Source organism: Microbacterium sp. KKR3/1, from assembly GCF_021272365.1.
GTDB lineage: Bacteria > Actinomycetota > Actinomycetes > Actinomycetales > Microbacteriaceae > Microbacterium > Microbacterium aurugineum.
Genome location: NZ_JAJSDW010000001.1, coordinates 122,738 through 137,468, shown reverse-complemented (window position 1 = coordinate 137,468; position 14,731 = coordinate 122,738). Strand labels below are relative to the sequence as shown.

General features: G+C 66.9%; 12 protein-coding genes. 1 reads left to right on the top strand and 11 read right to left on the bottom strand.

Features of this window, described 5'->3' with window-relative positions; all coding sequences use genetic code 11:
• Positions 1-7: 7 nt before the first annotated feature.
• From uvrC to LVJ59_RS00655, 3 genes are all read right to left on the bottom strand, one after another.
• A complete protein-coding gene (uvrC, locus tag LVJ59_RS00665; protein WP_232761662.1) occupies positions 8-1,915 on the bottom strand; it encodes an excinuclease ABC subunit UvrC in 1,908 nt (635 codons plus the stop codon).
• Positions 1,915-4,803 carry an excinuclease ABC subunit UvrA gene (gene uvrA / locus LVJ59_RS00660; RefSeq protein ID WP_047524031.1) on the bottom strand — a complete coding sequence of 963 codons (2,889 nt, stop codon included), beginning with the start codon at positions 4,801-4,803 and terminating at the stop codon, positions 1,915-1,917. Before uvrA ends, uvrC begins: the two co-directional genes overlap by 1 nt.
• A 97-nt stretch (positions 4,804-4,900) precedes the next feature.
• Positions 4,901-5,344 (bottom strand): MarR family winged helix-turn-helix transcriptional regulator, encoded by a 444-nt coding sequence (locus LVJ59_RS00655; protein WP_232761661.1) that lies wholly within the window; start codon positions 5,342-5,344, stop codon positions 4,901-4,903.
• Between the two features lie 45 nt (positions 5,345-5,389).
• Between LVJ59_RS00655 and LVJ59_RS00650 the strand changes: the two genes are divergently transcribed.
• Positions 5,390-5,632, top strand: coding sequence for a hypothetical protein (locus LVJ59_RS00650; protein ID WP_081997077.1), 243 nt, complete (start codon positions 5,390-5,392; stop codon positions 5,630-5,632).
• A 2-nt stretch (positions 5,633-5,634) separates the two neighbouring features.
• Here LVJ59_RS00650 and LVJ59_RS00645 read toward each other — a convergent pair whose 3' ends face one another.
• The 8 genes from LVJ59_RS00645 to LVJ59_RS00610 form a co-directional block, all read right to left on the bottom strand.
• Positions 5,635-5,985: a TfoX/Sxy family protein gene (locus LVJ59_RS00645; RefSeq protein ID WP_232761660.1), complete on the bottom strand. Its 351-nt coding sequence runs from the start codon at positions 5,983-5,985 to the stop codon at positions 5,635-5,637.
• 15 nt (positions 5,986-6,000) lie between these two features.
• Positions 6,001-8,073 (bottom strand): excinuclease ABC subunit UvrB, encoded by a 2,073-nt coding sequence (gene uvrB, locus LVJ59_RS00640; protein ID WP_153244353.1) that lies wholly within the window; start codon positions 8,071-8,073, stop codon positions 6,001-6,003.
• 78 nt (positions 8,074-8,151) lie between these two features.
• The gene (locus tag LVJ59_RS00635) at positions 8,152-9,369 is read right to left on the bottom strand and encodes an MFS transporter (RefSeq protein ID WP_232761659.1); all 1,218 of its coding nucleotides are present in this window, start codon (positions 9,367-9,369) and stop codon (positions 8,152-8,154) included.
• Positions 9,366-9,965, bottom strand: coding sequence for a dephospho-CoA kinase (gene coaE, locus LVJ59_RS00630; protein WP_232761658.1), 600 nt, complete (start codon positions 9,963-9,965; stop codon positions 9,366-9,368). The genes LVJ59_RS00635 and coaE overlap by 4 nt, the downstream gene beginning before the upstream one ends.
• 31 nt (positions 9,966-9,996) lie before the next feature.
• Positions 9,997-10,581, bottom strand: coding sequence for a CoA-binding protein (locus LVJ59_RS00625; RefSeq protein WP_232761657.1), 585 nt, complete (start codon positions 10,579-10,581; stop codon positions 9,997-9,999).
• Complete coding sequence (locus LVJ59_RS00620; protein ID WP_232761656.1) at positions 10,578-11,882, bottom strand: O-acetylhomoserine aminocarboxypropyltransferase/cysteine synthase family protein; 1,305 nt, start codon at positions 11,880-11,882, stop codon at positions 10,578-10,580. The genes LVJ59_RS00625 and LVJ59_RS00620 overlap by 4 nt, the downstream gene beginning before the upstream one ends.
• The gene (gene acs, locus LVJ59_RS00615) at positions 11,879-13,888 is read right to left on the bottom strand and encodes an acetate--CoA ligase (RefSeq protein ID WP_232761655.1); all 2,010 of its coding nucleotides are present in this window, start codon (positions 13,886-13,888) and stop codon (positions 11,879-11,881) included. The genes LVJ59_RS00620 and acs overlap by 4 nt, the downstream gene beginning before the upstream one ends.
• Complete coding sequence (locus tag LVJ59_RS00610) at positions 13,879-14,730, bottom strand: ABC transporter permease (protein WP_374199065.1); 852 nt, start codon at positions 14,728-14,730, stop codon at positions 13,879-13,881. Before LVJ59_RS00610 ends, acs begins: the two co-directional genes overlap by 10 nt.
• Position 14,731: the final 1 nt, after the last annotated feature.

Here is a 14,731-nt window from a genome sequence, read left to right as displayed (position 1 = left end):
CTCCAGCCTAGCGAGTGGACAGGTGCGTGTGGATGTTCTGGGCGAGCACGGGGCCGATTCCCTGGACTTCTTCGATCTCCGCTGGCGCGGCCGCACGGAGCGCGGTCACCGAGCCGAAATGCTTGAGCAGCACTTTGATCCGTGAACTGCCGAGTCCCGGCACTTCTGCGAGCACCGAACTGATGTCGTTGCGCCGTTTCTTGCGCTGATGCGTGATCGCGAATCGGTGTGCCTCGTCACGCAGTCGTTGCAACAGATAGAGGGCCTCGCTCGTGCGAGGCAGGATGACGGGGAAATCATCTCCGGGCAGCCAGACCTCTTCGAGGCGCTTCGCGATCCCACAGACCGCGATCTCCGTGTGCCCCGCGTCGCGGAGTGCTCGTGCTGCGGCCTCCACCTGGGGCTGCCCGCCATCGACCAGCAGAAGCTGGGGTGGGTAGGCGAAGCGGGGCTTGCGACGCACCGTCGCTGCGCCGACGTCCTCGGACACGACCTCTTCGGTCGTCGGGTCGACCACCTCGGACTCCTCTTCGGGACGGTCGAGATAGGCCAACCGCCGACGGAGCACTTGGTACATCGAATCGGTGTCGTCCGTGGTCTCGGCGATGTTGAACGACCGGTACTGGTCCTTGCGAGGCAGCCCGTCTTCGAAGACGACCATCGACGCGACGACATTCGTCCCTCCGAGGTGCGAGATGTCGAAGCACTCGATCCGCAGCGGGGCTTCGTCCATGCCGAGCGCTTCCTGCAGGTCGGTGAGGGCCTGGGTGCGGGCGACATAGTCTGTCGTGCGTCGAGTCTTGTGCCGGATCAGCGCCTGTTGCGCGTTCAATGTCGCCGTGCGCATCAGGTCGGCGCGCTGGCCGCGCTGGGCGACGGCGATCTCGACTCTCTTGCCGCGTCGCTCGCGCAACCACGTCTCGAGTTCCGCGGCGTCGTCGGGCAGTGTCGGAACCAGGATGCGACGAGGGACGTCCTGCGCTTCACCGTATGCCTGCTGCAGCACCTGCTCGACGAGCTCGCCACTGGAGATGTCGATCTCCTTCTCGATGGTCAGCGCGCGCACACCCCGCACTCGGCCGCCGCGGATCACGAAGTGCTGCACCGCGGCGGAGAGCTCGTCCTCCGCGATGCCGAACAGATCCGCGTCCTCGTCCGCGGGCAGCACGAGCGCGCTCTTCCCCAGCACAGCCTCGATCGCGGAGAGCTTGTCGCGGTACTTCGCCGCGGCCTCGTAGTCCATCGCCGCGGATGCAGCCAGCATCCGCTTCGTGAGTTCCCGGGTGAAGCGCTCATCACCGCCGGCCATGAACGCGACGAAGTCGTCGACCATCGCGCGATGCTCCTCGATGCTCACCGTCATCGAGCACGGGCCACCGCACTTGCCGATCTGTCCGGGGAAGCAGGGTCTGCCCGTCTGCATGGCGCGCCGGTAGCTGGAGTCGCTGCAGGTGCGGATCGGAAACGCCTTGATCATCAGATCGATCGTCTCGTGCACCGCCCAGACCTTCGGGAACGGACCGAAATACCGCGCTCCAGGAATCTTCCTGTTTCGGGTGACGATCACGCGAGGTGCCTCGTCCGCGAGCGTCACCGCCATGAAGGGATAGGACTTGTCGTCCTTGTAGCGCACGTTGAAGGGTGGATCGAACTCCTTGATCCACATGTACTCGAGCTGCAGGGAGTCGACATCCGTGGAGACGACGGTCCACTCGACGGAGGCCGCCGTGGTGACCATCCGTCGAGTGCGCTCATGCAGCGTCCGCAGGGGCGCGAAGTAGTTCGAGAGCCGTTGACGCAGGTTCTTCGCCTTGCCGACGTAGAGCACGCGCCCGGCGGCATCCCGGAAGCGATACACACCGGGGTCGGTCGGGATCTCCCCCGGGCGCGGCTTGTACGGCAGCACGTCGGCCATCAGCTGGCCTTCCGCGCAGCGCGCCCCTCACCCAGGATCTCGCCGAGGAACAGGCCGGTGTGGCTCTCCTCGACACGCGCGATCTGCTCCGGGGTGCCCGTGGCCACGATCTGACCGCCGCCGGAACCGCCCTCGGGGCCGAGGTCGATCACCCAGTCGGCGGACTTGATGACATCGAGGTTGTGCTCGATGACGATCACGGTGTTGCCCTTGTCGACCAGACCGTTGAGGACCTCGAGGAGCTTGCGAACGTCTTCGAAGTGCAGGCCCGTGGTCGGTTCGTCGAGCACGTAGATGCTGCGTCCGTTGCTCCGGCGCTGCAGCTCGGTGGCGAGTTTGACACGCTGCGCTTCCCCGCCCGAGAGCGTCGTCGCCGACTGCCCCAAACGCACGTAGCCGAGCCCGACGTCGACGAGGGTCTTCATGTAGCGGTGGATGGCCTGGATCGGCTCGAAGAACTCCGCCGCCTCCTCGATCGGCATCTCGAGGACCTCGGCGATGTTCTTGCCCTTGTAGTGCACCGCCAAGGTGTCGCGGTTGTAGCGCTTGCCGTGGCAGACCTCGCAGTCGACGTACACGTCGGGCAGGAAGTTCATCTCGATCTTGATGGTGCCGTCGCCGGAACAGGCCTCACAGCGGCCACCCTTGACGTTGAAGCTGAAGCGGCCGGGGAGATACCCGCGGACCTTCGCCTCGGGCGTCTCACTGAACAGGGTGCGGATGCGGTCGAAGACGCCGGTGTACGTCGCCGGGTTCGATCGCGGGGTGCGGCCGATCGGCGCCTGGTCCACGTGCACGACCTTGTCGAGGTTGTCGAGTCCCGTCACGCGCGTGTGCTTTCCCGGAACCGTGCGGGCACCGTTCAACCGAGAAGCGAGCACCTGGTAGAGGATGTCGTTGACGAGCGACGACTTTCCGGAACCGCTCACGCCGGTGACCGCGGTCAGCACGCCCAACGGGAAGTCGGCCGTGACGTTGCGGAGGTTGTTCGCCCGCGCACCGACGACACTCAGCATCCGCTTCTTGTCGATCTTGCGACGCTTCGTCGGCATCGGGATCTCGCGGCGGCCGGAGAGATACTCCCCCGTCATTGACGCGCTGTCGTTGAGCAGAGCCGAGTAGGGGCCCGAATGCACGACTTCGCCGCCGTTGACGCCGGCACCGGGTCCGATGTCGACGACCCAGTCTGCCGCTTCGATCGTCTCCTCATCGTGTTCCACAACGATGAGCGTGTTGCCGAGATCGCGCAGCGTGAGCAGGGTCTCGATCAGGCGACGGTTGTCACGCTGGTGGAGTCCGATGGAGGGCTCGTCGAGCACGTAGAGCACGCCGGTGAGGCCGGAACCGATCTGCGTGGCCAACCGGATGCGCTGCGCCTCACCACCCGAGAGCGACCCCGCCGAGCGGCTGAGATTGAGGTACGAGAGCCCGACCTGCAGCAGGAAGTCGAGACGAAGCCGGATCTCACGCAGAACCTGCGCAGCGATCTTCGCCTCGCGGTCGGTGAGGGTCAGCGTCTCCATGAACGCGCGGGCGTCGGCGAGGCTCAGGTGCGAGACCTCTGCGATCGAGTGGCCGTGGACCTGGACGGCGAGCACCTCGGGCTTGAGCCGGTCGCCGTCGCAGACCGGGCACGGCACCTCGCGGAGGTATTCGCCCCACCGGTTGCGCTGGTTATCTGACTCCGCCTGCAGGTACTGCCTCTCGATGTAGGGCACCACGCCCTCGAAACCGGAGGCGTAGCGCATCTCACGCCCGTAACGGTTCTTCCACTTGACGGTGACCTTGTAGTTCTCCCCCCGCAGCACGGCGTCCTGCACATCGGAGTGGAGCTCGCGCCAGGGCGTGTCCAACGAGAAGTCGAGGTCACGCGAGAGCCCTTCGAGAAGGCGCTCGTAGTACTGGAACAGACCCTTGCCCTGGGTGGTCCACGGGATGATGACGCCCTCACGGATCGAGAGGTCTTCGTCGCCGAGCATCAGGTCGACGTCGACGGACATCCGGGTGCCGAGGCCGGAGCACGCGGGGCAGGCACCGAACGGCGCGTTGAAAGAGAACGTGCGGGGCTCGATCTCGGTGAGAGTGAGCGCGTGCCCATTCGGACATGCCAGCTTCTCGGAGAACGTCTGCCACGCGTCGTCGCCCTCGCCGTCGACGTAGTTGATCTGCACCACTCCCCCGGCGAGCCCGAGTGCGGTCTCGACGGAGTCGGTGACGCGACCGAGGATGTCATCGGAAGCGACGAGGCGGTCGACCACCACGGCGATGTCGTGCTTGTAGCTCTTCTTGAGCGTCGGCGGCTCAGCGAGCTGGATCAGTTCCCCGTCGACGATCGCCCGGGAGTACCCCTTGGCACCGAGTTCGCGGAACAGGTCGACGAACTCGCCCTTCTTCTGCGAGACGATCGGGGCGACGACCTGGTACCGGGTGCGCTCGGGCAGCTCCATGAGCTGATCGGCGATCTGCTGCACCGTCTGACGCTGGATCCGCTCACCGCACTCGGGACAGTGCGGGACGCCGATGCGCGCCCAGAGGAGACGCATGTAGTCGTAGATCTCGGTGATGGTGCCGACGGTCGACCGCGGGTTGCGGTTGGTGGACTTCTGGTCGATCGAGACCGCCGGGCTCAGCCCCTCGATGAAGTCGACGTCTGGACGGTCGACCTGACCGAGGAACTGGCGCGCATAGGCGCTCAGCGATTCGACATAGCGACGCTGCCCTTCGGCGAAGATCGTGTCGAACGCGAGACTGGACTTCCCCGACCCGGACAGGCCGGTGAACACGACCAGAGAGTCGCGGGGGATGTCGATGTCGACGTTCTTGAGATTGTGGACGCGGGCACCGCGGACACTGAGTTTTCCTGAGGAAGCAACGGGGACGATGGGCACCCGACAAGTCTACGAGGGGCCACCGACATCGGCTCCGCTGGAGCCTCCCGCGATCTCTTCCGCCTCCGCCGCGGGTCGAGGCGAAAGCGATGACGAGTCAGCCGAGCTCGGGACGCCGCCCTGCGAACGGGCTGAGGCCGTCCCTGAGTGCCGCGATCTCGTCGACGTCCATACCCACCGCCGCCATGACTCGACGAGGGACGTCGACGGCTCTCTCGCGCAGGGCCGCCCCCGCCGTCGTCAGCGTGATCTCGAGGCGCCTTTCGTCCTCAGTGCTGCGTTGCCTGGCCACCAGCCCCTCAGATTCGAGCCGCTTGACCAGAGGCGATGCCGTGGCCGGTTCGAGTGCGAGGTCGACCGCCAGCTCATTCAACGTGCGCGGGGCCTTCTCCCAGAGCGCGAGCATCACGAGGTACTGCGGATGCGTGAGCCCCAACGGCTCCAGGATCGGTCGGTAGAGGGCGACGACATTGCGCGCCGCGGTCACCAGCGCGAAGCACAGCTGGTTCTCCAACTTGAGCAGGTCATCGGTCGCCGTCACAGGGGAAACTATACATCCGCGCTAATCATTAGTACACTAACCAACATGGCAAAGGATTCCGACCGCCCACCTCTCCGTACGCGCATCCGCGAGGCAGGGGGCGTCTACTCCTGGGTGAACACGAACCTGATCCGGTTCGCCGGCCCCGCCTCGGTCGGTCCGTACGAGAAGACTCCTCCGCCCAGCCCTGCGGAACGAGCCGAACGGGCATGTCCGCTCTGCGGGGCACCCATGACGCTGCACACGATCGACCGTTCCGGGCCGAAACCGCTCGTGCACTGCCCCTGATGTCAGTCCGTCTCCGGCGACACCACGGCTGACCCTGTCGACTCTCGCGCGACGTCGAGCCAGAACATCAGCTCGTCGTCGTCTTCGATCACACCGGGCACGACGTCGAGCCAGCCTGAGCTCATCGTGCGTGATCCCATCACCGCGCGCGCGACTCCCGGTCGCGTGAGCAGCGTCGCCCCGCTCTCGTCATCGACCCGCACCAGGAGGACGCCGCCCGGTCGCGCTCCCAAGAGGATGCGGCCGTCGTCGAGGAAGGCCCGCGTGCCGAACATGCGCCGCTCCTCGATCTCGACGTCGGCGCTCAACAGTGCCCTGATCCGGTCGGCGAGCTCGTCTCCTGCTGCATCCATCGATCCCCGCCTCGCTTACGCGTGTCCCGCGCGCTCCATCGCGCGAAGCTCCTTCTTGAGGTCCTGCACCTCGTCGCGCAGTCGCCCCGCGAGCTCGAACTTCAGCTCGGATGCGGCCGCGAGCATCTGATCCGAGAGATCCTGGATCGTGGCCTCGAGCTGCTGGGCCCCTTCGGCGGCGATGCCGGTCCGGCGAAGGCTCGGCGTCGGCGACTTGCCCTTGCCCGACGCGCGACCACGACCCGACAGCATCTCTGCGGTGTCAGCACCTTCGCGTGCCAGCACCTCGGTGATGTCCGCGATGCGCTTGCGGAGCGGCTGCGGGTCGATGCCGTTCTCCTTGTTGTAGGCGATCTGCTTCTCGCGACGACGGTCGGTCTCCTCGATGGCCTTCGCCATCGAATCGGTCATCTTGTCGGCGTACATGTGCACCTCGCCCGAAACGTTACGAGCGGCACGCCCGATCGTCTGGATCAATGAGGTTCCCGAACGGAGGAAGCCTTCCTTGTCGGCGTCGAGGATCGCCACGAGCGAGACCTCGGGAAGGTCGAGACCCTCTCGGAGCAGGTTGATGCCCACGAGCACGTCGTAGACCCCGGACCGCAGCTCGCTGAGCAGTTCCACACGACGCAACGTGTCGACGTCGGAGTGCAGGTAGCGCACCCGCACACCGTGCTCGCCGAGGAAGTCGGTGAGCTCCTCGGCCATCTTCTTCGTCAGAGTGGTCACGAGCACGCGTTCGTCGCGCTCGACACGGAGGCGGATCTCTTCGAGCAGGTCGTCGATCTGCCCCTTCGAGGGCTTGACCACGATGTGGGGATCCACCAGCCCGGTCGGACGGATGATCTGCTCGACGACGCCGTCCGCGATTCCCATCTCGTACTTGCCGGGGGTGGCCGACAGATACACGGTCTGACCGATCCTGTTCTTGAACTCGTCCCAGCGCAGCGGACGGTTGTCCATCGCGCTCGGGAGTCGGAACCCGTGGTCGACGAGGGTGCGCTTGCGGGAGGCATCTCCCTCGTACATCGCCCCGATCTGCGGCACCGTCACATGCGACTCATCGATCACCATGAGGAAGTCGTCGGGGAAGAAGTCGAGCAGCGTGTGCGGCGGCTCCCCCGGCTCGCGACCGTCCATGTGCCTCGAGTAGTTCTCGATCCCCGAGCAGAACCCCAGCTGCTGAAGCATCTCGAGGTCGAAGGTGGTCCGCATGCGCAGGCGCTGCGCCTCGAGGAGCTTGCCCTGCCGTTCGAACTCCGCCAGACGCTCTTCCAGCTCGGCCTCGATGGTGCCGATCGAACGCTGAATCACATCGGTCCCGGCCACATAGTGCGAAGCGGGGAAGATCGGCACGGAGTCGAGCTTCTCGATGACTTCACCCGTGAGCGGGTGAAGTGAGTACAGCGCTTCGATCTCGTCTCCGAACAGCTCGATCCGGATGGCGTGCTCTTCGTAGACGGGGATGATCTCGATCGTGTCGCCGCGGACACGGAAGTTGCCGCGGGAGAAGTCGACGTCGTTGCGGTTGTACTGCATGGCGATGAACTGCCGGATGAGTGCATCACGGTCGTAGCGCTCTCCCACCTGCAGCGCCACCATCGCCCGGAGATACTCTTCGGGCGCACCGAGACCGTAGATGCACGAGACCGTGGAGACCACGATGACGTCGCGTCGGCTGAGCAGCGAGTTCGTCGTCGAGTGCCGGAGCCGCTCGACTTCGGAGTTGATCGACGAGTCCTTCTCGATGAAAGTGTCCGTCTGCGGCACATAGGCCTCGGGCTGGTAGTAGTCGTAGTAGGACACGAAGTACTCGACCGCGTTGTTCGGCATCAGCTCACGGAACTCGTTCGCGAGCTGCGCGGCCAGGGTCTTGTTGTGCGCCAGCACGAGCGTCGGACGCTGCACCTGCTCGACGAGCCACGCGGTGGTCGCCGACTTTCCGGTACCCGTCGCTCCGAGCAGCACGACGTCGGTCTCCCCCGCATTGATACGTGCCGCGAGCTCGGCGATCGCTTGCGGCTGGTCTCCGGCCGGCGCGTACTCGCTGATGACCTCGAAGGGGCGGACGCTGCGCGTGGGTTGCATGACTCCAGCGTATGCCGCCCCTCCGACATCGAGGCCGTGAGCGGCGGACTCGACCTCGAACGGAGAGAGACGCGGGGATCAGGAAGACCGGTGAACGCCCGGAGCGCCACGAAGTGCCGAGATGGCAGCGAGAGCCGCGACCGCGCACATCACGATGACGGCCGCCACGAACCATCCCCAGCTCGCGCCCACGAACACGAGGCCGAGCGTCCATCCGAACAGGCTGGATCCGGCGTAGTAGGCGAAGTAGTACAGGGACGACGCCTGGGCCCTGCTGCCGGGGGTGGCCGCGACCGGTGTCCACCCCGAGGCGATGGCATGGGCTCCGAAGAAGCCGCCCGTGAAGAGCACGAGCCCCAACAACACCAACACCGCGACCTGCGCCAGCAGCAGCACGGCCCCCACAGCCATGACGCCGATCGAGGCGAGCAGCACGGGGAAGCGTCCGATCCGCGAAGCGAGCACGCCGGCCCAAGGCGAGGACACCGTGCCCGCGAGGTAGGCGAGGAAGAGCATCGTCACCAGCCACGCCGGCAGGTCGAACGGCTCTGCCGCGAGGTGGAAGCCGAGGTAGTTGTAGACCGCGACGAACGCTCCCATCAACAGGAACCCCTGCGCGTACAGCGCCCACTGGCGCGGTGAACGCAACGGATCACGGAGCTTCTCGAGGATGCCCGGGCCCCGGTCCGTACGCAGTCGACCGGGGACGAATCCTCGGGCGCGGGGAGTGAGCCAGAGGAAGAGCACCGCGGCCACCGCGCACATCACGGCGACGGCCAGGACCCCGGCCCGCCATCCGGCCACTTCGCCGACGATCCCCGCGCCGATCCGGCCGAGCAATCCCCCCACTGTGGTGCCCGCGATGTAGCTGCCGGCCGCGGCAGTAGCATAGCCCGCCTCGACCTCCTCACTGAGATATGCGAGAGCGACTGCCGGGACCGCCCCCAACGCCACTCCCTCCACGAACCGCAGGGCGAGCAGAGCGAAGATCTCGTTGCTCAGCGGCGCCGAGAGACCGACGGCGGTCGCGGTGAGCACACCTGTGGCCATAGCAGGTACGCGACCGATACGGTCCGCCACCATCGACCATGGGACCACGGCCAGCGCCAGGCCGAGGGTGGCAGCCGACACGCTGAGGGCCGCCGTCGCCGGGCTGACCGAGAGGTCGGATGAGATCTGCGGCAGCACGCCCTGCGCGGAATAGAGTTGCGCGAAGGTCGCGATGCCCGCGAAGAACAGGCCGACGATGAGACGCCGATACTCACGTGAACCACGCGCGTGACCAGAGAAGGTCACTGCGCGCTGATCCGCTCCCAGAGAGCGTCCGTCTGCTCATGAGTCCGCTCGAGGGTATCCGACGTGTCGATCACGACGTCAGCGATGGCGAGTCGCCGATCATCGGACACCTGGGCATCGATGCGGTCCTGCGCCGCACGTTCGTCCAAGCCTCGCAGTTCGACGAGTCGACGGCGTCGGACGGCCGAAGGCGCGTGGGCGACCACGATGAGATCCCACGGATCGTCCACTCGGGCCTCGACCAGGAGAGGCACGTCGTACACGACGACGGCGTGCGGATCACCGGCGAAGGCATCGTCGAATCGACGCTGAGCCTCCTCGCGGACGGCGGGATGCACGATCGCGTTCAGCTGAGAGAGGAGCTCGGGCTCTCCGAAGACCCTCGAACCGAGGGCAGTGCGATCGAGCGCGCCGTCCTCGCCGATGATCTCGGGGCCGAAGGTCTCCGCGATGCGATCGAGCACCGCTGAGCCCGGAGCCTGCACGTCGCGCACGATCTGATCGGCGTCGACGACGATCGCGCCGTGCTCCGCCAGACGCCGGGCGATGGTCGACTTCCCGGAGGCGATACCACCGGTGAGCGCGATGAGAGGCATGACGCCAGTCTAGGGTTCGCCCGAATGCGGTTCAGCGTGCGAGCAGCTGCCGCCGTGAGCTGATCACGCCCGTGTCGAAACCTGCGAGGTGGAGCCCGCCGTGGAAGCGTGCGTGCTCGATCTTGATGCACCGATCCATCACGACCGACAGTCCCGCCCCCTCCGCGATCGCTGCCGCCTCCTCGTTCCAGGAACCCAGTTGCAACCAGAGCGTCCGCGCGCCGATGTCGATCGCCTCCTGCGCGACGCCGGGGAGGTCATCGTGCCGGCGGAACACATCGATGATGTCGGGGACGACGGGCAGATCGCTCAGCGATGCGTGGACGGGCTGCCCGAGGATCTCCTTCTCGCGCGGGTTGACGAGATACACGTCGTACGCCGTGCTGGAGAGCAGATACGTCGCCACGAAAAAGGAGGCGCGCGCAGGGTTGTTCGATGCCCCGACGATCGCGATCGACGTCGCGCGCCGGATCAGCGAGAAGCGCGCCTGCTGATTCGGTCCCCGCCAGCTCCGCTCCGGATGTGCGGCCGCGGTGCCGGGGAGTGCGCAGGAAACGGCCTCCGTCGTCGACGGCAGGCTGCACGCCTCGCCGCCGGTGGTCTGCGTCGCGGTCATCTGTTCGCTCCCGTCGCGATCGTGAGTGCCTGGTCGAGGTCCCAGATGATGTCCTCGGGGTCTTCCAGGCCCACCGAGATCCGGATCAGGTCGGGGCGCACGCCGGCGCCGGCGAGCTGCTCCTCGGTGAGCTGGCGGTGCGTGGTCGACGCGGGATGGATGACCAGCGTGCGGGCATCCCCGATGTTCGCAAGATGAGAGGCGAGCTGCAGATTCTCGATCACGCTCTCCCCCGCGCTCCGGCCGTCGTCCGCTGCGACGCCGAACGCGAAGACGGAACCCGGTCCGAGAGGCAGGTACTTCGCCGCACGCTCGTGGTGCGGGTGTCCCTCGAGTCCTGCCCAGGTGACGTACGCGACCCGGGGATCGGTGGCGAGCCAGTTCGCGACGACCCGTGCGTTCGCGAGGTGCGCATCGATCCGCTGCGGCAGCGTCTCGATCCCCTGCAGCAGATTGAACGCCGCCTGCGGGCTGAGCGCCGGGCCGATGTCGCGGAGCTGTTCGGAGCGGAGCTTGGTGAGGAAGCCGTACTCGCCGAAGTTGTCCCACCACTTGATGCCGCCGTACGACTCGACGGGCTCGGTCATCTGCGGGAACTTGCCGTTTCCCCAGTCGAACGTGCCCTTCTCGATCACGACACCGCCGAGAGTCGTACCGTGACCGCCGAGGAACTTCGTGACGGAGTGGATCACGATGTCTGCGCCGTGTTCCAGCGGGCGTGCGAGGTACGGCGTGGCGAGCGTCGCATCCACGACGAGCGGCACCCCCGCCTCGTGCGCGACGGCGGAGAGCCCCTCGATATCGGCGATCTCGCCCGACGGATTGCCGATCATCTCGACGTAGACGACCTTGGTCTCCGGACGGATCGCCGCAGCGAAGTCAGCGGGGTCGGTCGAGGCGACGAACGTGGTCTCGACGCCGAACCGCCGCAGGGTCACGTCCAGTTGCGTCACCGTCCCGCCGTAGAGCTGGGCTGCAGCGACGACGTGGTCGCCGGCACCGACGAGCGCAGCGAAGGTGATGAACTCCGCGCTCATGCCGGACGCGGTCGCCACCGCTCCGATGCCGCCTTCGAGCGAGGCCAGACGCTCCTCGAGTGCCGCGACGGTCGGGTTGCCGATGCGGGAGTAGATGTTGCCGTACTTCTGCAGGGCGAAGAGATTGCCCGCATCCGCGGCGTCATCGAAGACGAAGGACGTCGTCTGATAGATCGGCACCGCCCTCGCGCCGGTCGACGCGTCGGGGGTTCCCCCGGCATGCAGGGCTCGGGTGCGGAATCCGAAACGGTGTTCTTCCGTCATGCTGTCCTCAGTTCGGCGTCGGTGAGCGCGTCGGCGATGTCGTCGACGGCCCAAGGGTTCTGCAGCGAAGTGGTGTCGCCGAGCGGAAGCGGCTCGCGCCCCGCGCGGCGGTCCTGCTCGGCCTCCCACAACTGTGCCAGGAGTCGGCGCATGATCTTGCCCGAACGCGTCTTCGGCAGATCGGGGACGACGACGATGTGCTTCGGCTTCGCGACGGGGCCGATTGCCTGAGCGACCTGGGTGCGCAGATCGGACGGGCTCACGTCTGCACGCCCGGACGGGGTCACGAAGACCGCCACGGCCTGCCCCGTGACCGGGTCGGAGACTCCGGCAGCCCCGGCCTCTCCGACCGTGTCGTGAGCGACGAGCGCCGATTCGATCTCGATCGTGGAAAGCCGATGACCGGAGACGTTCACGACGTCATCGAGACGACCGAGGATCCAGATGTACCCGTCGGCATCCCGCGTCGCGCCATCGCCGGCGACGTAGAAACCGCCGAACTCACCGAGTCCGGCGAACGTGGACCAGTACGCGTCCCGATAGCGCTGCGGATCTCCCCACACGGTGCGGGCCATCCCCGGCCAGGGACGTCGGACGACGAGTGTCCCGGAACGGCCGGGCGGTACCTCGCGTCCGTCCGCATCGACCACCGCGACATCGATCCCCGGAAGCGGCACCGACGCCGACCCCGGTTTGAGGCTCGTGATCCCCGGGAGCGGAGCGATCATCGCGGCACCGGTCTCGGACTGCCACCACGTGTCGATCACCGGCAGTTCGTCGCGACCGAAGTTGCGACGGAACCAGACCCACGCTTCGGGGTTGATCGCCTCGCCGACCGTGCCGAGGAGCCGAAGGGTCGACAGGTCGTGACCGGCGGGAAGCTCGGCACCGAACCACGTCATGAAAGTGCGGATCAGCGTTGGCGCCGTGTAGTAGACGGACACCCCGTAGCGCTCGATGATCTCGAGGTGGCGTTCGCGATGCGGGGTGTCCGGCGTCCCCTCGTAGATCACCTGTGTGAGTCCGTTGGAGAGCGGGCCGTAGATCTCGTAGGTGTGCGCGGTGACCCACGCGAGGTCGGCGGTGCACCAGTGCACGTCATCGGGTTTGGCATCGAAGTGCGCCCAATGCGCCCAACTCGCCTGGGCGAGGTATCCGCCGGAGGTATGCACGAGCCCCTTGGGCTTTCCGGTGGTGCCGGAGGTGTAGATGATGAAGAGCGGATGCTCGGCGTCGAACGAGTCCGCCTCATGCACCGGGGAGGCCGAGTCGACGACGTCGTGCCACCACACATCACGACCGGAGGTCCACGGCACGTCCTGGCCCGTGCGGCGGAGCACGAGAACGTGCTCGAGCTCGGGAAGATCGGCGGCGGCGACATCGGCCGTGGACTTGACCTCCGTGGCGACGCCGCGTCGGTACTGACCGTCGCTCGTGACGAGGAGCTTCGCCCCGGTGTCCGAGAGCCGGAACCGCACCGCATCCGCAGAGAACCCACCGAAGACGAGAGAATGGACGGCGCCCACCCGAGCACACGCGAGCGTGATGACGATCGTCTCCACGAGCACGGGGAGGTAGATCACCACGCGGTCACCCGGTCGGATGCCGAGTGCGAGCAAGGCGTTTGCCGCGCGGGCGACACGCTCCTGCAGCTCGGCGTAGGTGACGGCGCGGCGATCGCCGGGTTCGCCTTCGAAGTGCAGTGCGACCTTGTCACCCCGTCCGGCGTCGACATGCCGATCGACACAGTTGACGGCGACATTGAGACGCCCGCCGACGAACCAGCGCGCGGCAGGGACGGCGTCCCCGACCGGCGGATCCCACTCGTGCGCCGTCTCCCACGGGACAGACCAGTCGAGCCGACGCGCTGCCTCTTCCCAGAACGCGATCGGATCCGCCGCGCCCCGTGCATATGCTTCCTCGGTGACGTTCGCGTCGCCGAACCCGGAAGCCGCCGCGTACACCCGCGACTCCTGCAGCCGTGCCTCGGTCACGCTCACACCCATCGGCGGAGCAGGTACTTCTCCAGCAGCGCGAGGATGCCACTGGTCAGCGTTCCGAGCAGTGCGAGCAGCACGATGGAGAGGAGGATGCGGTCGATGCGCCCCGTGCTCTGCGAGTCGGTCAGCAAGAAGCCGAGGCCCATGGATGAGGCGATCAGCTCCGCAGCGACGAGGAACAGCCACGCCTGCGCGAGCGCGAGACGAAGGCCGGACACGACCGAGGGGACGACGGCGGGAAGCTGCACCGTGCGGAACAGAGACCATCCGCGCAGGCTGAACGAGCGTCCGGCTTCCACCAGATGCGGGTCGACGTGCCGGAGAGCCGAGGCCACCGTCGTGTAGACCGGGAAGAACGCGCCGATCGCGATCAGTGTGACTTTCGACTCCTCGCCGATCTGCATCCACAGGATGAGAAGCGGCACCCAGGCGAGCGACGGCACCGCCCGGGCCGCAGCGAGTGTCGGGCTGAGGAGCACATCGCCCCAGCGGGACAGCCCCACGATGCCCGCCGCGGCGAGCCCGATCACCGATCCGATCGCGAACCCGAGGAGGACGCGCTGCACCGAGATCGCGATGTGCGTCCAGAGCTGCCCGCTCTCGGCCAGCTCGACACCCGCCTGATAGACCGAGGCGGGCGTCGGCAGACGATAGGACTCGACGAGACCGGACGTCGTCGCGAGTTGCCACACGAGGAGGATGACCACCGGCAGCAGAAGCCCGCCGAGTACCCGGACCGCGGGACGATCCCAGGTGCGGCGACTCGCGCTTTCCGAGCTCGCGAGCTTCCCCGTGGCGAAGTCGAGGGCGTCCTGCGAGTCCGCAGGGACGATCAGCCGATCCGGAATC